14 protein-coding genes and 1 other annotated feature are annotated in these 18,919 nt (G+C 52.3%); of the genes, 5 read left to right on the forward strand and 9 right to left on the reverse strand.

Annotation, left to right across the window (positions count from 1 at the left end; genetic code table 11):
- Nucleotides 1-40: 40 nt before the first annotated feature.
- Entirely contained in the window at nucleotides 41-1,621 is a 1,581-nt protein-coding gene (locus tag PGRAT_RS27335; protein WP_042267511.1) for a response regulator, read from the reverse strand.
- A 27-nt stretch (nucleotides 1,622-1,648) separates the two neighbouring features.
- Complete coding sequence (locus PGRAT_RS27340; protein WP_025703666.1) at nucleotides 1,649-3,466, reverse strand: sensor histidine kinase; 1,818 nt, start codon at nucleotides 3,464-3,466, stop codon at nucleotides 1,649-1,651.
- 189 nt (nucleotides 3,467-3,655) lie between these two features.
- On the opposite strand from PGRAT_RS27340, the gene PGRAT_RS27345 reads away from it, so the two are divergent.
- From PGRAT_RS27345 to PGRAT_RS27355, 3 genes are all read left to right on the forward strand, one after another.
- The gene (locus PGRAT_RS27345; RefSeq protein ID WP_025703667.1) at nucleotides 3,656-4,546 is read left to right on the forward strand and encodes a carbohydrate ABC transporter permease; all 891 of its coding nucleotides are present in this window, start codon (nucleotides 3,656-3,658) and stop codon (nucleotides 4,544-4,546) included.
- Nucleotides 4,546-5,382, forward strand: coding sequence for a carbohydrate ABC transporter permease (locus PGRAT_RS27350; protein WP_025703668.1), 837 nt, complete (start codon nucleotides 4,546-4,548; stop codon nucleotides 5,380-5,382). The genes PGRAT_RS27345 and PGRAT_RS27350 overlap by 1 nt, the downstream gene beginning before the upstream one ends.
- Nucleotides 5,383-5,489: 107 nt before the next feature.
- On the forward strand, nucleotides 5,490-6,800 hold the full coding sequence (locus tag PGRAT_RS27355; protein ID WP_025703669.1) for an ABC transporter substrate-binding protein: 1,311 nt from the start codon (nucleotides 5,490-5,492) through the stop codon (nucleotides 6,798-6,800).
- A gap of 250 nt (nucleotides 6,801-7,050) precedes the next feature.
- Here the strand turns inward: PGRAT_RS27355 and PGRAT_RS27360 are convergent, their stop codons facing one another.
- The 4 genes from PGRAT_RS27360 to PGRAT_RS27375 all read right to left on the reverse strand — a co-directional run bounded on the left by PGRAT_RS27360 (nucleotide 7,051) and on the right by PGRAT_RS27375 (nucleotide 13,319).
- Nucleotides 7,051-8,313, reverse strand: coding sequence for an Nramp family divalent metal transporter (locus tag PGRAT_RS27360; RefSeq protein WP_155990304.1), 1,263 nt, complete (start codon nucleotides 8,311-8,313; stop codon nucleotides 7,051-7,053).
- Between the two features lie 435 nt (nucleotides 8,314-8,748).
- On the reverse strand, nucleotides 8,749-10,440 hold the full coding sequence (locus PGRAT_RS27365; RefSeq protein ID WP_025703671.1) for a glutamine--tRNA ligase/YqeY domain fusion protein: 1,692 nt from the start codon (nucleotides 10,438-10,440) through the stop codon (nucleotides 8,749-8,751).
- Nucleotides 10,441-10,526: 86 nt separating this feature from the next.
- Nucleotides 10,527-10,790 (reverse strand) — a binding site (T-box leader).
- A 70-nt stretch (nucleotides 10,791-10,860) separates the two neighbouring features.
- Nucleotides 10,861-12,417 (reverse strand): SAM-dependent methyltransferase, encoded by a 1,557-nt coding sequence (locus tag PGRAT_RS27370; RefSeq protein WP_025703672.1) that lies wholly within the window; start codon nucleotides 12,415-12,417, stop codon nucleotides 10,861-10,863.
- Nucleotides 12,418-12,461: 44 nt separating this feature from the next.
- Entirely contained in the window at nucleotides 12,462-13,319 is an 858-nt protein-coding gene (locus tag PGRAT_RS27375; protein ID WP_025703673.1) for a copper amine oxidase N-terminal domain-containing protein, read from the reverse strand.
- Between the two features lie 169 nt (nucleotides 13,320-13,488).
- Here PGRAT_RS27375 and PGRAT_RS27380 point away from each other — a divergent pair, with 169 nt between their 5' ends.
- Together PGRAT_RS27380 and PGRAT_RS27385 are read left to right on the forward strand one after the other, a co-directional pair.
- A complete protein-coding gene (locus tag PGRAT_RS27380) occupies nucleotides 13,489-14,688 on the forward strand; it encodes an oxalate decarboxylase family bicupin (RefSeq protein ID WP_025703674.1) in 1,200 nt (399 codons plus the stop codon).
- 391 nt (nucleotides 14,689-15,079) lie between these two features.
- Entirely contained in the window at nucleotides 15,080-16,147 is a 1,068-nt protein-coding gene (locus PGRAT_RS27385) for an LLM class flavin-dependent oxidoreductase (protein ID WP_081954772.1), read from the forward strand.
- A gap of 500 nt (nucleotides 16,148-16,647) precedes the next feature.
- Here PGRAT_RS27385 and PGRAT_RS27390 read toward each other — a convergent pair whose 3' ends face one another.
- The 3 genes from PGRAT_RS27390 to PGRAT_RS27400 form a co-directional block, all read right to left on the reverse strand.
- Nucleotides 16,648-17,079, reverse strand: coding sequence for a protein-tyrosine phosphatase family protein (locus tag PGRAT_RS27390; RefSeq protein WP_025708485.1), 432 nt, complete (start codon nucleotides 17,077-17,079; stop codon nucleotides 16,648-16,650).
- Nucleotides 17,080-17,156: 77 nt separating this feature from the next.
- Nucleotides 17,157-17,576 carry an arsenate reductase (thioredoxin) gene (gene arsC / locus PGRAT_RS27395; protein ID WP_025708486.1) on the reverse strand — a complete coding sequence of 140 codons (420 nt, stop codon included), beginning with the start codon at nucleotides 17,574-17,576 and terminating at the stop codon, nucleotides 17,157-17,159.
- A gap of 21 nt (nucleotides 17,577-17,597) precedes the next feature.
- Nucleotides 17,598-18,887 carry an arsenical efflux pump membrane protein ArsB gene (locus PGRAT_RS27400; RefSeq protein WP_025708487.1) on the reverse strand — a complete coding sequence of 430 codons (1,290 nt, stop codon included), beginning with the start codon at nucleotides 18,885-18,887 and terminating at the stop codon, nucleotides 17,598-17,600.
- Between the last annotated feature and the right edge of the window lie 32 nt (nucleotides 18,888-18,919).

Here is an 18,919-nt window from a genome sequence, read left to right on the forward strand (position 1 = left end):
AAAGCTGGAAATGCTGAAAGGGTTAAAACTGGAAAATTTGTTACTGGTTTTCTCCCTGCTTGCGGTATTCCCTCGGCGACTGCCCGGTAGACTTCTTAAATACGCGGCTGAAATATTTCTCATCCTCATAGCCAACCAGCTCCGATATTTGCGACAGCCGCAGATTCGTATTCTGCAGCAGTGTTTTGGCCTTGTCTACCCGGAGGCCGGTCAGATAATCGGACAGATTCTCCCCTGTAATCTGCTTGAACTTCCGCGAGACATTCTCCCTGCTGATAAAAAAACGTTCAGCAATATGCTGCAAGGTCATATCCTGGGCATAGTTCTGCTGGAGATACTGCCGGATTTCCCCAACAAGCCGGCTATCCGGCGTCTGGGTATTCCCCTCGGACAAGTGCTGGAGCAAGGCCTTGAGCTGGCTCCGCCAATTCTCCACAGAAAAAAGCCCTTCGCTGTCATAGCAAAGCTCCAATGAAATCTCCCCGTCCGGCCGCAAGCGGCGGAGGACTTCCGATATCTCCGCCTGAAGCTGCTGGAACTGTCTCTCTGTAAACAGCGGCAGTCCGGCCAACTGATCTGACCACCCATCCACGACCCGCTCCATTTTGTCCAGGTCACCGGAGAGGACCGCAATTCTTAGCTTGTCCAACTGCTCTTCAAAGGCGTAGCTCTCTTCAGGCCCACTCGATCCGGGCTGCTCCCTGAACAGATGAATCCGTCCTTCCCGCTGCAGCAGATTCCGCTCGTTCAGACTCTGCCGCGCCTGACGGAAAGCTGTTTGCAGCCCTTCCGGAAATGCAGCCGGAAGGCTGAGTCCGATATCCATCTGCACGCCGTAGGTTTGTCTAATGGACTCGTTAATACGGTGCATCTCTTCCTGCGCTTCAGCAACAGCGCTCCACAGCAGAAGAACAATCTCTGCTCCGCCCTGCCAGCTGCGGAAGGCGAAGCCGTTCTGCTTCGGCGCCAGCACCTCGTTGCAGACATTCGCCAGCACGAATGAGGTCAATCCCACATCGCCCTGAAATCTCTGCAGCAGCCGGCAGTCCGCCCCCTGAAGCGAGATGAGCGCAACCCTGCATTCTGCCACAAATAGCGGCATGCCCAACTCTTCGCACAGCGAATTTCTTACTTCTTGAAAAGAAGCCTGTCCCGCTACCAGATCCGAAAGCATCTTATCCCAGTAGAGCGGCCGCAGCACATTCAGCTGCATATTCTGGCGGTGCGCCTGGTGCCGCTCCTGTTCCTCCTCCAGCCACAGCTTGAAGGCATGCTCTGCGGCGGCAATCAGCTGCTTGCTGTTCAGCGGTTTCAGCAAATAATCCGTTCCGCCATAGACAATCGCCGGCTTCACATAGTTGAAGTCCTGATAGCCGCTGATTACGATGGTCTTCGTATGCGGATAATGGCTGTGCAGCCACTCCAGCAGCTCTGCCCCATCCATAAGCGGCATCCGCATATCCGTAAAGACAATCGCAGGCTGCTGCTCCTGCATGATCCGCATCGCTTCCTGCCCGTTCGAAGCCTCATAAATATCTGTAATATGATGCTTCTCCCACGGCACAAAATAACGGATGGCTTCCCGCACATGCTTCTCATCATCTACTATCAGCACCTTCATTGCCCGCCATCCCTTTCTGTAAGTGATTTATAGGTTGTCCAGCGGAATAAGGAGTGTAACTGTTACTCCGCTGTCCCCATTGCCGCTTAAGATGAGCTGCGCCCCGCTGCTCATCTGCAGGCGGAGCCGGGCAAGCACATTGTACAGCCCGATCTCCTCACGCTCCGTTCTGCCGCTCTCTGCCAATCCGGCCATGATGGCCTCCAGCCGTTCAGGCGCAATGCCTTTGCCGTTGTCCTTGACGGCAAGCAATAACCGTCCTTGGCCATCCAGCGCACACCTGATGGAAATAACTCCACCCTGAATACCGTCCGCGAAGCCGTGCTTGAAGATATTTTCCACGATAGGCTGCAGAATCATCTTGGGCACCACCACATTCAGGGCCTCCTCCTCCGCATCGACATCAAGGTGCAGATTCTCTTCACCGAACCGCTCCGTCTGGAGGATGACATAGTTCTGCACATGCTCGATTTCATCGCGGAGCGGCACCTGTGTGCGTTCAGTATTCATCGAATAACGCATCATGCTGCCAAGTGAATAGATGAGATCATACACCTTGGGCGCATTGTACCGTAAGGACAAGCTGGCGATGGACTGCAGGGCATTATACAGGAAATGCGGATTGACCTGTGCCTGCAGCGCCTTCAGCTGGTTGGTTTTATTCGCCAGGTCCAGCTTATACTCATTGAGGATCAAATCGTTGATCGTCCGGGTCATTCCCGTGATCTTGCGCGTCAGCAGGCCGAATTCATCCTCCCGTTCCACATCCATATGCGCATCCAGCTGTCCGATCTGCACCTTCTGGGTGAAGGAGATCAGCTTCTTGATCGGTCTGGTGAAGCCAATAGAGATAAGCACGGCGGTGATTCCGCCCACGAGCAGAAACAATATACCAATACCGGCATTGAAGCGGGTGATGACCCGGGCATCTCCATACAGATCTTCATAGGGAACCAGCTTAATAATGCTGCCTTTGAACAGCGGGTCCTCAATATGCCGGTACATGACAATCCCCTTGAATCCGTCCTTTTTCCAGGTAAAATGACCGCTGCCGCTGTTCCCGGGAAGCTGGCTCCAGCCCGCTTTGACCGGCTTAGCGATCCAGTCAGGATCAGAAGCAAACAGTGCTTGCCCCTGATCATTTAGCACATAAAGGCGTTCCGTATCGGAATTGTACATGGATTTGACGATCCCCTCCAGCTCTGCAAGGCGATAGTCAATCGACAGGTCGGCCAGAACGTCGGAGCTCGGGGTTTTGTAAATTGGAAAATGGGCCGTAAATACCGGCTCAATCCCCGGCCTCAAATTAGGAAAACCGGACTTTATCCCATACTGATGTTCTATATGGGTGACCTCGATGTAGGGGCGGTACGTCCCTTCAAGGTGCTCATCCAAAGCATAGTTGGTGTTGGCCTCCCGGCGGAAATACCCTCCCCGCAGCAGATTGGACTGCTGCGCTGCCCGCACATACAGATGAATCTGAAAAGTGTTCCGGTCCGAGAGAAACAGGTTCGAGAGCTGGGTGGAGATCACAGCCCGTGTATCAGGGACTCCAGAGCCGGGCGGAACATCCTGCCGGCTTTTGGAGGTGAGCAGAGTGGTATAAAAAGAGCTGGGCACATTGATTCCGCTGTACAGCGACATCGCCCGCTGGTTCATGCCGCTGAAGTAGCTGCTCAGTTTGGCTTCCCCGAGCGTCAGCAGTTTCGTATTCTGCTTCACGGACTGCTCCGTGACCGATTCCTTGGTATAGAGATAAGAGAACGTAACTGAAATCGCTGATGGAATCACAGAGGCCAGCAGCACAAGCGCCATCAGCCGGGTCCGTATGCTGTTTTTGAACATGCTTTGTCCTCCTGTAGGTTTTGCGGAAGGTTGCTTCTTCCGTATACTACTGTGCCGAATATCCCTGCGCAAGCATCCCTGCAATATAATCCACTTTTATCATCATCAAATTGAGTGTTGGTCATACTTGCCGATTCCTATAATGAAGATGTGAACCCGAAGATTAACTATACAAAAAGGAGACTCCATATGAGAAAAACTCTGCGTCTGCAACGGGGCTGGGGACAGCAAATCATTTTCCTCTGGCCCGCCCTGCTATTCTTCCTGACCATTGTGGTTACACCCTTCATTCTCGGCTTTTACTACTCCTCCACCAACTGGAACGGACTGGATCTGGACAAAGCGGTCTGGACCGGTGCGGACAACTGGAAACGGATTTTTATGAATGATGATAAGTTTTGGGATTCCCTCTTCTTTACTTTACGCTTCACGGTAGTATCCGTTATTGCAGCCAATGTCTTGGCACTGCTGCTTGCATTCCTGCTGATGACGTCGCTGAAGACCAAGAAGGTGCTGCGCACGATCTTCTTCATTCCCAATGTAATTGGCGGCATTCTGCTCGGTTACATCTGGCAGTTTATCTTCACCAAAGGTTTCGCTACCATCGGCGAGATGACCGGCCTTTCCTTCTTCCAGCTGCCTTGGCTGGGTACAGCAAGCACCGGCTTCTGGGGGCTTGTAATCGTATTCGTCTGGCAGACAGCCGGATATATGATGGTCATTTACATCGCCGGATTGGCCGGAATTCCGAAGGATTTGATTGAAGCGGCCAAGATCGACGGTGCACGCGCTCCGCAATTGTTCAAAAATGTCTATGTCCCGCTAATCATGCCAGCCATCACCATTTGCCTGTTCCTGACCACTTCCAATGCCTTCAAAATGTTCGATCTCAATCTGTCACTGACCAAAGGCGGACCGGGAACCTCAACCCAGTCGCTCGCTTACAACATCTATGCGGAAGCGCTGATCAACAACCGTTACGGCCTTGGCACCGCCAAAGCGCTGCTCTTCTTCTTCGCCGTCTCGCTGATCACCGTCACACAGGTCTGGCTCACCAAACGGAAAGAGGTGTCCGCATAATGCAGACTAGCAGATATCGTCTGAACCATTTCATCCTTGAAATATTCGCCATTCTTCTGGCCCTGGTGTTTCTGTCTCCGTTCTACCTGGTGCTGAGCAACTCGGTTAAGAGGCTGAAGGAAATACTGATTGATGCGGCATCGTTCCCGCAGGTATTTCACTGGGATAATTACTCCAAAGTATGGGATGCGATCAATTTTCCCCAGGCGTTCTGGAACTCGCTGCAAATCACAATCCTGAGTGTAATCTTCATCGTGATGTTCAGCTCCATGGCAGCTTACCAGATCGTCAGAAAGCCGTCACGCTTCAATTCCTTTGTGTTCCTGCTGCTCGTGTCGGCGATGATCATTCCGTTCCAGTCTCTGATGCTGCAGCTGGTCCGGGTAACCAGCATGCTGGAGCTGCGCGGTGAACTGTACGGCATTGTGGCCTGCTATCTCGGCTTCGGAATGCCGCTGTCCGTGTTCCTGTTCCATGGCTTCATTAAGAGTGTACCCATAGAGCTGGAGGAAGCTGCACGTGTCGACGGCTCAAGCCCCTATGGCGTGTTCTTCAAAATCGTCTTCCCGCTGCTGATGCCGATCATTGTTACCGTCATTATTCTGAACACCCTGTGGATCTGGAATGACTACCTCTTGCCGGTGCTTGTCATTGGAGGCAATAAGGACCTGACCACACTGCCGGTGGCTGTTACCAAGTTCTTTGGACAATACACCAAGAAATGGGATCTTGCCCTCGCAGGCCTGGTCATGGCGATTACGCCGATTCTCTTGTTCTTCCTGTCTCTGCAGCGTTATATTGTTGAAGGTGTCACCGCAGGCTCCATAAAGGGTTAAACCTTCTGCAACAATATCCACTTTTTTGGGCAAAATATTAAGTGTAAGCTAATTCAAATTTGCATTACGATCAGGTTGTAGGACCACTAGACCAGGGAGGTTATACTATGAAAAAAAGAAAGTTCGCATTTGTTATCGCAACCGTTTGCACACTTATTATCGCAGGTTGCGGCAATGGCGGCAATAATAATTCCGCAAACGGTGGAAACGCTGTCAATTCAGGAACAGAGACAGCTGCACCCGATTCCACCAAAGCTCCTGCCAAGGATGTAACGATCAAAATGTTCCAGTTCAAGGTCGAAATTGCCGAGCAGTTAAACACACTGGCTGAAGAATATGAGAAGGAAACCGGTGTGAAGGTTGAAGTGGAAACACATGGCGGCGGTGAAGATTATGGCGCGCTGCTCAAAGCAGAGCTTGCTTCCGGCTCTGAACCGGAAATTTTCAATAATGGCGGTTATACGGCCCTGGTTCCTTATATGGACCGTGCCACCGATCTGTCGAACGAGCCTTGGGTGGCCAATCTGATTCCAACCGCCAAAACGCCCGCTACCGTCGATGGCAAGCTGTACGGGATGCCGATGAACGTTGAAGGCTACGGACTCATCTATAATAAGGACCTGTTCACCAAAGCAGGGATTACAGAGGAACCCAAGACCCTTTCACAGCTCAAAGACGCGGCAGCCAAGCTGAAAGCCGCAGGCATCACGCCGTTTGAAGCTACCAATGAGTGGTGGTCCATGGGGATGCACCTGGTTAACGTAGGCCTGGCTCATCAGCCGGACCCGAAGAAATTCATCGAAGATCTCAAAGCCGGTACCCAAACCTTTAAAGGCAATGCGGTGTTCAAGCAATGGCTTGACCTGGTGGATGTGATTTTTGACAATGCACAGGATAATAAAATGACTACAGATTATGCTACCCAGATTGCAGACTTCGCATCCGGCAAAGCGGCCATGATGATGCAGGGCAACTGGACGCAAGGGGATATCGACAAAATTGATCCGGACCTGAACCTCGGCCTCCTCCCGCTTCCGATCAGCGACGAAGAAGGAACCATTCTCGTAGGTGTGCCTAACAACTATATTGTAAACAGCAAATCGGCACATCCGGAAGAAGCCAAAGCGTTCCTCAACTGGCTCGTAAGTTCAGAAACCGGCCAAAAATATCTGACCAAGGAATTCAAATTCATCCCTGCTGAAACCAACGTTAAAACCGATGCAGCGGATATCGGCCAGGTCGCTGTTGCCGTGCAGGAGCAATCCGATAAAGCACTCGGCTGGAACTGGGATATGTTCCCTGATGGTGTGACTCAAGGTTTCGGTGCAGCTATGCAGGAATATCTGGGCGGCCAATTGAATCACGATCAGCTTCTGGAGAAACTTGACAAATCCGTACAGGATATCGTGAAGCAATAACCTTGCCCCCGTACAGCAGAGCTTAGTCTCAACGCAAACAAACCATGCTGGGCAACCAAACAGAAACGGCTCCGCCGTCCTTGTAAGGGAAGTTAGCGTTTCAGCAGGAACTTTCTTATATTTCAAAAAAGCCCGCCTCCGGTCATCCGTTCAGGTATAACCTGACAGATGCCGGGGGCGGGCTTTTTCCTAATCTTAACACTCTGTTCCCTTAGACTCGTTAAAAAACGCAAATGGTGGTAGGAAGCTCTCAGACAAACATCTCCACAATCAGGAACAGATTCAGCGATACAACCAGTGCAGAGATGATCCAGCCCAGAACCGTAGTAATCCGGTGGTTTACCAGCCCGTTCATGATCTTGCGGTCACTGGTGAAGATCACCAGCGGAATCAAGGCAAAGGCAATCCCGAACGAGAGTACCACCTGGCTCATGACCAGTGCGCTTGTAGCATTGATGCCGAAGGCGATGATGGCCAGCGGAGGAATAATCGTAATCGCCCGCCGCAGGTAGAGATTGATTCTTTTATTAATGAAGCCTTGCATGACCACATCCCCTGCCATCGTCCCCACTGACGAACTCGAGAGTCCGGCAATCAGCAGGCCCAGTCCGAAGGAAATCGCAGTAACCGGTCCTGCCAGATGGCGGAACTGCTCAAAGGCGATATCCAAATCCTCGACCACTAAGCCGTTCTTGAAAAACAACGCGGCAGAGACAACCACCATCGCCATATTGACCGCACCGGCAATCAGCATGGCAATCAGAATGTCGATGAACTCCAGCTTGAAAATCTGTTTTTTCTCCTTGTCATCAATTCCGACTACGCGGCTCTGTGTCAGTGAAGAATGCAGATATATCGCATGCGGCATTACCGTCGCCCCCAGGATGCCCGCAGCCAGCAGAATGCTGTCCACGCCCTGGAACTGCGGAGTGAAGATCCCGGCGACGACTGCCCCGGCATCCGGCTTGGCCATGATGACCTGGAACGCAAAGGCCAGTACAACAATGAGGACCATACCGGCGATTCCAGCCTCAAGTGTACGGTACCCGCGCCGCTGCAGCTCCAGAATGGCGAATGAACCGACAGCGGTGAACAGTGCGGCTGGCAGCATCGGAATGCCGAACAATAAATACAGTCCGAGGGCTGCCCCGATAAACTCTGCCAGGTCGGTGGCGATAATCACCAGCTCACTCTGAATCCACAAAAAGATGGATACGCCCTTCGGGAATCTCTCCCGTGCTACCTCGGGCAGATTTTTGCCGGTAGCTATGCCAAGCTTGGCGGACAGCGACTGAATCAGAACAGCCATCAGATTGGACGCGAATATAACCCACAGCAGCAGATACCCATACTTCGATCCGGCTGTAATATTGGTAGCGAAATTCCCGGGGTCCAGATAGGCTACAGAAGCGATAAAAGCCGGGCCCAGGAAAGGAAGGAGCCTCTTCATTCCTTTGACATCCCCGTTCAGTACTGCCTGTGCGGTGAGTTTGTTTTTAGGTCTGTGTATCATTGGAGGTGTTTCTGCTAAGTTTTGCTCCATCATTATCAATCCCTCCTCTTGCCCGGAAAAGTTGTCTATACACACGAAAGTTTCCCTGGTGCAACATTTAATTTAGTTTTATTATAATCTGCGTTTTGAAAAATGTAAATGCATTTACGCAAACTAATGCTTGGCATCATTTCCTTACCCTATTATTAACCAATGTGCGCTGAATCTTTCGGGGTGGATTTTGTACACCTAATTATGTACATTGATCCCATATGGCGCTTTCAACCGGATTGGTGGTATTGTCTAGAGTAAGCTACTTTAATCATATGTAACAAAGCCCCACAAAGTGAAACCTCGATTTATCTGCTTATGCTCAAAACAAACGGGCGAGATTCCGGGTTACTCCCGGCTCTCGCCCGTAGTTATTACCTGTCTCTTCATCCCATTAATAGCGGCTTATTTCCCGCCCTTCCACGTATCCTTCAGCGGAACAATCCGGTTGAACACCAGCTTGTTTTCACGGCTCAGCTTGTTGTCGGCGCAGAAGTAGCCCTGGCGCATAAATTGAAATTTATCCTCAGGCTTGGCACCAGCCGCAAAAGGCTCCAGAAGGCAGTGTTCCAGCAGCTTCCTGGACTCCGGATTGATGTGTTCCTCCCAGGTTTCACCTTCCGCCTTGGGACCGTCGTTGTCTTCCAGCAGCTTTTCATACAGGTATACCTCTGCCGGTATGCCATGACTGGCCGAGACCCAGTGCAGGGTGCCTTTGACTTTGCGCCCACTATTTGCCCCGCCGCTTTTCGTCAGGGGATCATAGGTGCAGCGCAGCTCGCTAACCGCACCGGTTTCAGCATCCTTGATGACTTCATTGCATCTGATGATATAAGCCCCCTTCAGCCGGACTTCGCCGCCCGGAACCAGCCTGCGGAAACCCGGTGCCGGTTCCTCCATGAAATCATCACGCTCAATGTAGACAGTGTCTGAGAATGGCACCTCTCTTACACCCAGCTCTGCATTTTCGCTATTATTGGCCAGGGTCAGCCACTCTGTCTCCCCCGCCCCGTAATTAGTAATAACGACCCTCAGAGGATCGAGCACGGCCATTATACTCGGCACAGTGGCTTTGAGGTCCTGTCTCAGGCAATGCTCCAGCATGGAGAAATCCACCATCGTCTGGTTTCTGACCATGCCGATCTCTCTAACAAAACTGCGGATGCTCTCCGGGGTGAACCCCCGTCTTCGCAGACCGCTCAGTGTGGGTAAACGCGGATCATCCCAGCCGTCCACGTAATTCCCCGCAACGAGTGCTCTGAGATACCGCTTGCTGGTGACCACCCCTGTCAGGTTGACCCTTCCGAATTCCCTTTGCCTAGGCGCTTCTTCAATGCCCAGTTCCTCCAGTACCCAATCGTAAAGGGGCCGGTGGTCCTTGAACTCAAGCGAGCATAAGGAATGGGTAATCCCTTCAATGGCGTCCTGAATCGGGTGGGCAAAATCATACATCGGGTAAATGCACCAAGCATTCCCTGTACGGTAATGCTCCGCATGGATAATTCTGTACAGTACGGGATCACGCAGGTTAATGTTCGGTGAAGCCATATCGATTTTGGCCCGCAGCACCCGGGAACCAGTGGGATAAACCCCTTCTCTCATTCCGCTGAATAAGCGGAGGTTCTCCTCCACGGACCGTTCCCGGTAAGGACTGTTTTTCCCTGGCTCCGTCAGTGTGCCTCTGTAGGCAGTCACCTCTTCAGGCGATAAATCGCATACATAGGCTTTGCCTTTGCGGATTAAGCCCAGCGCGCTGCTGTAGATTTGCTCTGAATAGTCTGAACCGTAATAGATATGTTCTCCGGGGCTGCAGCCCAGCCATTCAATATCCTGAATGATCGCTTTTACATATTCCATGTCCTCTTTGAGCGGATTCGTATCGTCGAAGCGCAGATGAAAGGTGCCTCCGTATTTTTGTGCAATCCCGTAGTTGGTGTGAATGGCAAATGCACTGCCGATATGCAGATATCCGTTCGGCTCCGGCGGGAACCTTGTACAGATCTTTCTGCTGTAGATGCCGGACTCTATATCCTCCTTGATGAGCTTATCCATGTAGTTTTCCGCTGCTGCGGTTTCCATTGAGTTGTCGCTGCCCATGTGTGAACCCTCCTGTGTGAATGTGTAAACCGCCTTAACCAATCTTTGCCCCAAGCAAAAAGAACCCCACCTCCAAGACGTATGGTCTTGGGGACGAGATTCTCGCGGTACCACCCCAGGTTTATTAATATGTCGCCATATTAATCTCATTAAGTACAGCATTGCCTTCAGGCAATGCTTATACTCTAGCTCTGTAACAGGAGCTCCTGTCGCACCATCCCCAGCATCTGCTATAGTTCCGGTACGCCGCTCAGAGGCTTGGTTCAATACACCGTTCTTTGCCCCTTTTCAGCATCCGGAGCTCTCTGTAAAAGAATGGATATATCTACTCTTCTCATCATCGCGTTTCCTTAATTTATTGCGTGAAGCCTATAAATTCTAATCATTTTACATAAAAACAGGACTGATGTAAAGACGGCATCAGTCCCCGCTGAGCGCCGCCAGCAGATCCAGCGCTTCCTCATGCTCCGGCTCCAGCACCAGCGCCTGGCGGGTATACTCCAGCGCAGCTTCCAGATCCTCAAGCTCATAGCTGCAGATAGCCAGGCAATAGAGCACTGTGACAACCGGCTCATCCTCCGTCTCCTGCAGCGATTGGGTCAGAAAATGCCGCGAGTCTTCGTACAGTCCCATCTCGAACAGCAGCAGTCCGCTGTCGAGGGCGAGATCATATTTTTGCGGCATCGGATAAAAGCCTGTCCACATCCGGCCGATCCCCAGCTTCAAATCGAGAATCTCCTCGTCGCTGGCCTCTTCCAGCAGGCTGGAAATCCGCTCGGCACTCTGGATGAACAGCTCGGCATCATAGCCGCCCAGCCGCCAGAAGCCCAGAATCTGCTGCAGCCCGATGGTGTCATAGTTCTGGTCGATCCAGAGCTTCAGACTGAAGAAGTCATCCGGACCAAAGCGCTCGATAAACCTGCGGTAGGCCAGGCGGGCCTGGACATGGCGCAGCGGCTCTTCCAGCATGAAGATGCAGCCTACGTTCAGGTTCTTATAATGATGTTCAGTAAATGAAGCGGAAGCGCCTTTTTGCTCAAAATAGCACACCAGCGCATGATAGTTCGCTGTAAGTGAGATGCTGCCATGATGGATCAGCTTCGGAGGCTCGGCAAATTCCCAGTTCTCCAGCCGGTGGTCGCCCTTGTCGGCGGTCAGCAGCAGGAAGCCCGCCCCGGACAGCGCGCGCAGCCGCTCCATGCAGCCCAGCGCAGCCGCCGGAAAGAGCACATGCGAATCCTCCAGCTTCTCCTGATAGAACGCGATCACCTCGCGGTACGGGTAGGACTCCTCTTCATAGCCTTCTGCCCTGCGGTAGTGATACTGGGGAATCAGATCCCTGAGCACCTCGGAGGGTCCCATCTTGTCAGACTGTTCCGGGTACTGCAGCGATACCTCGCACTCATATATTTTGCCTTCATCTACATAGAGCAGCTCCTGCGGGATACTGTCAAAAAAGTAGTTGGCAATCACCATCAGCGGCTGCGCCAGCGTCCCCGGTGTAATCACCTTTCCGCTCTCGGTCAGATGCAGCACGGTATCCGCAACGGCATCGAAACGTGCGAAGTCGAGGATGCCCTGCTCAACAAAAGGGATCAGGCCGGGATGCTGCTGCCAGCCGGTGATATTTTTCCACGGAAGATCGCTCATGACATAAGTAAACGGAGGCAGCGGCAGCCCCGCATAATCCATTAATTCAGACAGCTTCTGCAGCACATGGAACGCCAGGCGTCCGGCACCTGCACCCAGCTCCAGAATAATGACCGGCTCAGTGGCGTGTCCCATCCCCGCCCGGTCCTGCAAAAACCCGAAGATCATCTCTGCATAGCCCGTCCCGATCATCGGATTGCTCGTAATATACTGCGGAACCTGGTCGTTTTTCCAGGCCTGCATGCCCAGCTCTTCATAATATTTACGCTGCAGCTCCCATATCGGGGCTTCGCTGAAGCGGTAGCGTTCTTGTCCGCTGTCTGTCATTTGTGCATACCCTGCTCTCTATAATCTTCTGATTAAAACTTCTCTTAGTGCTCCAAACCCGCTGTCCGGGAATTATAAATGACATACTCAGCCGCTGATGGAATATTCACTGTAAATGATAATGCCGCAGCCTTGGGCGTCTGGCCGGCCGGACCTGGAATCTTCCGGATTATTGCTTGTCCCTGACTGTCGACAGCTATCAGCTCCAGTGCCGCGCTTCCTTTGGGAAGGACGAACCCGGATGTGTTGATCACACTCAGCCTCAGCCGGTATCCCTTGCCGGAAGGCTCCTGCGTCAGTACCGCCGGATAAAACGGATTGAAGTTCTCTCCGGAGAGGCCCGTAAATGGTGTGGTGCTCAGCCATGGCTCCGTCTGCGGCAGCGTCACCCCCTGTCTGCCTTGCACCACCAGTATAGGGCGGTTGATATTATTCAGCATATTTTCCCAGCGGACGGACTTCAAGGCCCCCAGCACTGGGCTCATTGGCACAAACAGCACACCGTCACGCAGCACCGGCGCCACCCCCATGGAGAACGCCGTTCCGTCACCGGCTTCAGCTGTAGTCTGCCCGGCTCTGATATGACTCACAGTCTGGCCGAGAAGTGAAACCGAAATGCTCTTCGTTTGGACATTGTACGCCAGTTGTGCGCCAAGCGCCTTCGCAAACGGACGGATGGGCACCATTAATTTACCCGCTTGTGTATAGGGTGCAAGCTTGCCCGGGAACAGCACATAGCTATTGTTGATCAGCAGCGGCTGGATCTGATTCCCCATAACCGGTGCGGCATTTACTGCTGAAGGCGTTGGCACATAGACCATTGCCAGGATACCGGCACATAACAATATAACTAAACTTCTGATTCTGCCGAATCGGCGGACCTGGCAGCCGGGATGATTCATTTCATATCCTCTCCCTTGTTCATTGGAATATCAGACATAAGTCCATTATTAAGAATCCCTCTTCGAGCGGTCCCTGTCAATTACTGATTTGCAATTGCGGGCATCTTCAAACGGCCTTCCGGCATATATTCTCTATTGAGCAATTGCGATCAGGAAAGGAGCCAGACCCATGGAATCCCCGGAACATGGTTCAGCCAGAAAAGCAGGCATTCCCCAGCCGATCCGCAGCGACGGCGCAGGCAACGTAGACCTTGGCCCCCGCGATGTGATGCGGGACCGGGAGAACCCGGATATGTTCATTCCACCGGTTACGGACAATGGACTCATTCCCAATCTGAAATTCTCTTTCTCCGACGCCCATATGCAGCTCAATCACGGCGGCTGGTCCAGAGAGGTAACGGTTAGAGAATTGCCCGCTGCCACCACACTGGCCGCAGTTAATATGAGCCTGACACCGGGCGGCGTACGGGAGCTTCACTGGCATCAGCAGGCCGAGTGGTCCTATATGCTGCTTGGAAGCGCACGGATAACAGCGGTGGATCAGAACGGCCGGAACTTTATTGCCGATATCGGCCCGGGAGATCTGTGGTATTTTCCTCCGGGTATCCCCCATTCCATCCAAGGGCTCGCAGAGGGCTGCGAATTTCTGCTTGTTTTTGATGATGGCACATTCTCCGATCTCAATACCCTATCGGTCTCCGACTGGTTCGCCCATACGCCGAAGGAGGTGCTGTCGGCCAATTTTGGAGTTCCGCCTTCAGCCTTTGACTATCTTCCAAAGGATCAGGTCTACATCTACCAGGACCAGGTCCCCGGCTCCCTGCAGAGTCAAAAGGTACAATCTCCCTTCGGCGAAATTCCGCTGAGCTTCAAGCACCGGCTGCTGGCCCAGCCTCCGCTGAAAACGCCGGGCGGAAGCGTGAGAATCGTTGACAGCTCGAACTTCCCCATCTCCAGGACGATAGCCGCAGCACTGGTTGAGATTGAGCCGGGGGCGATACGCGAACTGCACTGGCATCCGAACAACGATGAGTGGCAGTATTATCTGGCCGGAGAAGGCCGCATGACGGTCTTTGGCGGCAACGGCGCAGCCCGGACCTTCAATTACAGGGCCGGAGATGTCGGATATGTTCCCTTTGCCTTCGGACATTATATCCAGAACACCGGAACGGAAACCCTGTGGTTCCTGGAAATGTTCAAAAGCGACCGGTTTGCAGACGTTTCACTGAACCAGTGGATGGCGCTTACGCCTGAGGAGCTGGTCAGCAGCAACCTGAACGCGGGGCCCGAGCTGATGGATGCGCTGCGCAAGGTCAAATGGCCTGTCGTCACCTATCCGGGGTACGGCGGTCCGGAGCGAAAGGCCTAAGGAGGTAAGACCATAGCATCCACAGGAGACCAATTCACCAGCATAATGATTCAGGGGATGAAGTAATAACCTCAGTCAGCCCTTCATAGTCTGTATTAAGGGAACGAAGCAGCTCCTTGGGAGAGGGGATGTGGTCCGAAGAGCCATCCTAAAGATTGGAGGCCGGACCCCTATGAGTACAGACCAGCTCATTGCCTTGCTCGTTCTTGTCATCATGATTGTACAGCTTGCCGTTGGCAAAAAAAAATCCTAAGCACAGCACTACTGCATCCGCCTGCTGCCCATACTTAATGGGTGGCGGGTATTTTTTATGATTCAATTCACTTACTAAAGTTGAGAAACATTAAAAAATATAGTAAGATGAAGATACGAAAAAAGGAGGCGGATTAAAATGGCTGAAATGGAGAACAAGATGGAAATAGGCATCAGCACTTTTTTGGAAACGACGCCGGACCCGGTGACCGGTGAGGTCATCAGCCACGCCGAAAGACTGCGTGAAGCGGTGGAAGAAATTGTACTCGCCGATCAGGCCGGCCTGGACGTATATGGAATCGGGGAACATCACCGCGCGGATTATGCCGGCAGCGCCCCTGCTGTAGTGCTCGCTGCTGCGGCGGCTATGACGAAGAATATCCGGCTCACCAGTGCCGTTACTGTACTGTCTTCGGATGATCCGGTGCGCGTCTACCAAGCCTTCTCAACGCTGGACGGCCTCTCGGGCGGCCGGGCGGAAATCATGGCGGGCCGGGGCTCCTTTATCGAATCCTTCCCGCTCTTCGGCTACAGTCTGGATGACTATGACGAATTGTTCGAAGAGAACCTGGAACTGCTGCTAAAGATTAGAGCCTCGGAAAGGGTCACCTGGCGCGGCGGTCATCGTCCGGCCATCAACAACCTTCCGGTCTATCCCCGCGCCGTCCAGGACCCGCTGCCGGTATGGATTGCCAGCGGCGGCAATCCCGAATCTGCGATCCGGGCAGGCATGCTCGGCCTCCCCATCGCCTTCGCTATTATCGGCGGCATGCCGGAGCGCTTTGCCCCGCTGGTCAAGCTCTACAAGGAATCTGCCGCCAAGGCCGGGCATAACCCCGACAAGCTGCAGATCGCCACGCACTCGCATGGCTTTGTCGGTGAAACCACCGATCAGGCAGCCGCTTTGTTCTACCCGTCGACGATGGCCCAGATGAATGTGATCGGGCGCGAACGGGGCTGGGGACAAGCCTATAACCGGGCTACCTATGACGATGCCCGCAGTTTGCGTGGCGCCCTGTATGTAGGCGATGCCGAATATGTCGCCGAGAAAATTCTGCTGCTGCGCAAGAATCTGGGTGTCACCCGTTTCTTCCTGCACGTCAACGTCGGCACCATGCCGCACCGCGAAGTCCTGCGTGCCATTGAACTGCTGGGCACCAAGGTCGCGCCGATTGTGCGCCAAGAGCTGGCGAAGGGCGCTTTGTAAAGAACTAAGCCTGACAAGAGACAGTACAAAACAAGGGATGCTTCATCAGCCATACGGTTACTTATGGCCGGTGCAGCATCCCTTTTCACTGCCGGAAATACATTTAACTTAGATCTACATACAGTGCAATTGAGGTTGTGAAGGCAGGAAGCCGGGCATATGTAATGAAACCAAAGGAGAACCCTTTATCCATCCTTCGCCGATTCTTAGTGGAAAAAGGTTAACTAATTTGCCCCTGCACCCCGTTCTCCGCAGGTGAAGTGGAAAAAGTTTAACTAAATACAGCTCATTTCGCTCCTGACGAAGGATTATGACCCAATTAAGTTCCATTTTTCCACTCAAATCTCTCGATTGTTTATTTTTAGAAAAAAATAAATTCCCTTTTTCCACTTAGCATTGCTCACCTGCGTCTTCGCAAGCGCTAGTTGGATAACGGGTATTTTCCTATACTGCAAAAAGACCATCTCCCAGGGAGACAGTCTCTCTACATTCAAAACAGCTTATTTCGACGGATATAAATCCTGGAGCACCTCTCGCATCTCTGGCTTAATGCTGATATCCGGGCGTTTTGCTTGGGCTAAGGCTTCCGCCTCCTCTACCGTGGATGCCAGCCCCAGTTCCAGCAGGACTCCCGTAGCCACGGTTCCCGTGCGGTTTCGGCCGCCGGCGCAGTGAAAGTATACCGTTTTGCCGCCAGTTACCGCTTCTTTCACCGCATGGATAGCCGCCAGCACCGAAGCCTCCTGCCCGCTCTCATGTTCTACAATCGGATAATGATGGCGGGTTACCTCCGCAGGAAAACCTTCCGCTTCTGTTCCTGTATCCCTCAAATCAAACACATCGGTAATTTCCTGCTCCTGCAGCGCTGCAAATAGTGCATTTTCTCCGCCAATATACACTTTGCCCGGAATGAGCTCGTGATAATTCTTCATTCTAGTTCTCTCCTAACAGTTCTCTCCTATGTCTCTGGCAGCAGTTGGTCCCGCCATTTATAATCAGTCTTCACCCGTTATTCGCCGGTTTCCGCAAAACGCTGAATACGCTCGCCCACTTGGTCGCGCACCCGCTGGAAGACTGTCCACTTCTCTTCCTCCGTACCCTGCGCTTTCGCCGGATCATCGAATCCCCAATGCTCACGTCTCACCTGTGGTGGTGTAACCGGACATTTATCAGCGGCATCCCCGCATAATGTAATCACGAGGTCTGCGCTGTTAAGAAGCTTCGGATCAATAATATCCGAGGTTTGACCCGAGATATCAATGCCCACTTCATTCATAGCTTGTACGGCTTTTGGATTCAGACCGTGGGCTTCTATTCCCGCACTGTACACATCCCATTCATCGCTTAAGTATTTCTTGGCCCAGCCTTCGGCCATCTGGCTCCGGCAGGAGTTCCCTGTACACAAAAAGTAAATGGTTTTCTTATCCACGAATCATAGTCTCCTTTGGGTTTAGAATAATGTCAACGTGATATAGAGGCCAAGCAGCGTGATGAACAACGTCGGGATCGTCAAAATAATGCCTGTTTTGAAATAGGTTCCCCAGGATATTTTCAGCCCTTTGCTTGACAGTACATGCAGCCACAGCAAGGTCGCCAGGGAGCCGATCGGTGTAATCTTGGGTCCCAGATCAGAGCCGATCACATTCGCATAGATTAAAGCTTCCTTGATCAGTCCGGAGGTATGCGTTGCATCGATCGCCAGGGCATTAATCAACACGGTTGGCAAATTATTCATTATTGAAGAGATAACAGCGGCAATAAAGCCCATTCCCACGCTTGCCGCGAACAGCCCCTGATCGGCTACAGCCTGAATCACAGCGGCAAGGACGTCCGTCAGACCGGCATTACGCAAACCATACACGACAACATACATCCCAATGGAAAAGAATACGATCGCCCAAGGCGCACCCTTCACCACTTCCATAGCAAGCACATTAGGGCTTTTCCTTGCCATAATCAGGAAAAATATCGCGACAATCCCGGCCACGGCCGACACCGGAATGTTCAGGAATTCACTGACGAAATATCCGGCCAGCAGAACCGCAAGCACAATCCAGGATAACTTGAACATCTGCTTATCTTTAATGGCCTCTTCAGGTTTTTTTAGCTGTGAGCTGTCAAAGTTCTTAGGGATGCTTTTTCTGAATAAGAGATACAGAACGAGAATACTTGCCCCCAAGGAGAACAGGGTAGGGATTAGCATACGGCCAGCGTATTCCATAAAGGTTACCCCGAAAAAATCTGCCGATACGATATTCACCAGATTACTGACAACAAGCGGCAATGAAGTGGTATCCGCAATGAATCCTCCGGCAATGATGAACGGAAAGACCTTCTTCTCATCAAAATTCAGCGCACGGACCATAGCCAGCACAATCGGGGTAAGGATGAGCGCCGCACCGTCGTTGGCAAAAAACGCGGCCACCACTGCCCCAAGAACCGTGACGAAGAAGAACATCCGGGTACCACTTCCGTGTGCGGCTCTGGCCATATGCAATGCAGCCCATTCGAAGAAACCAATTTTATCGAGGATTAAGGAAATCAGAATAATTGCGACAAAGGCCAATGTGGCATTCCAGACGATCAGGGTGACATCGATAACATCGCTAAAGCGGACTGCACCGACAAGCAAAGCGAGTATCGCCCCGCCGCAGGCCGACCATCCGATGGATAGATTCTTGGGCTGCCATATGACAAATACCAGCGTTACAACAAAGATAAAACCTGCTAAAATTCCCAAAAGCTAACCTCCAGTGTACATCCGGGCTTCAT

Source organism: Paenibacillus graminis, assembly GCF_000758705.1.
GTDB lineage: Bacteria > Bacillota > Bacilli > Paenibacillales > Paenibacillaceae > Paenibacillus_AQ > Paenibacillus_AQ graminis.

Bases quoted from the DNA above. Each gene is read 5' to 3' on its own strand.
- PGRAT_RS27370 (WP_025703672.1), bottom strand. From the start codon at position 12,417: ATGACAGACAGCGGACAAGAACGCTACCGCTTCAGCGAAGCCCCGATA.
- PGRAT_RS27335 (WP_042267511.1), bottom strand. From the start codon at position 1,621: ATGAAGGTGCTGATAGTAGATGATGAGAAGCATGTGCGGGAAGCCATC.
- PGRAT_RS27390 (WP_025708485.1), bottom strand. From the start codon at position 17,079: ATGAAGAATTATCACGAGCTCATTCCGGGCAAAGTGTATATTGGCGGA.
- PGRAT_RS27345 (WP_025703667.1), top strand. From the start codon at position 3,656: ATGAGAAAAACTCTGCGTCTGCAACGGGGCTGGGGACAGCAAATCATT.
- PGRAT_RS27355 (WP_025703669.1), top strand. From the start codon at position 5,490: ATGAAAAAAAGAAAGTTCGCATTTGTTATCGCAACCGTTTGCACACTT.
- PGRAT_RS27385 (WP_081954772.1), top strand. From the start codon at position 15,080: ATGGCTGAAATGGAGAACAAGATGGAAATAGGCATCAGCACTTTTTTG.
- PGRAT_RS27375 (WP_025703673.1), bottom strand. From the start codon at position 13,319: ATGAATCATCCCGGCTGCCAGGTCCGCCGATTCGGCAGAATCAGAAGT.
- PGRAT_RS27380 (WP_025703674.1), top strand. From the start codon at position 13,489: ATGGAATCCCCGGAACATGGTTCAGCCAGAAAAGCAGGCATTCCCCAG.
- PGRAT_RS27365 (WP_025703671.1), bottom strand. From the start codon at position 10,440: ATGGGCAGCGACAACTCAATGGAAACCGCAGCAGCGGAAAACTACATG.
- PGRAT_RS27350 (WP_025703668.1), top strand. From the start codon at position 4,546: ATGCAGACTAGCAGATATCGTCTGAACCATTTCATCCTTGAAATATTC.
- PGRAT_RS27360 (WP_155990304.1), bottom strand. From the start codon at position 8,313: ATGATACACAGACCTAAAAACAAACTCACCGCACAGGCAGTACTGAAC.
- PGRAT_RS27340 (WP_025703666.1), bottom strand. From the start codon at position 3,466: ATGTTCAAAAACAGCATACGGACCCGGCTGATGGCGCTTGTGCTGCTG.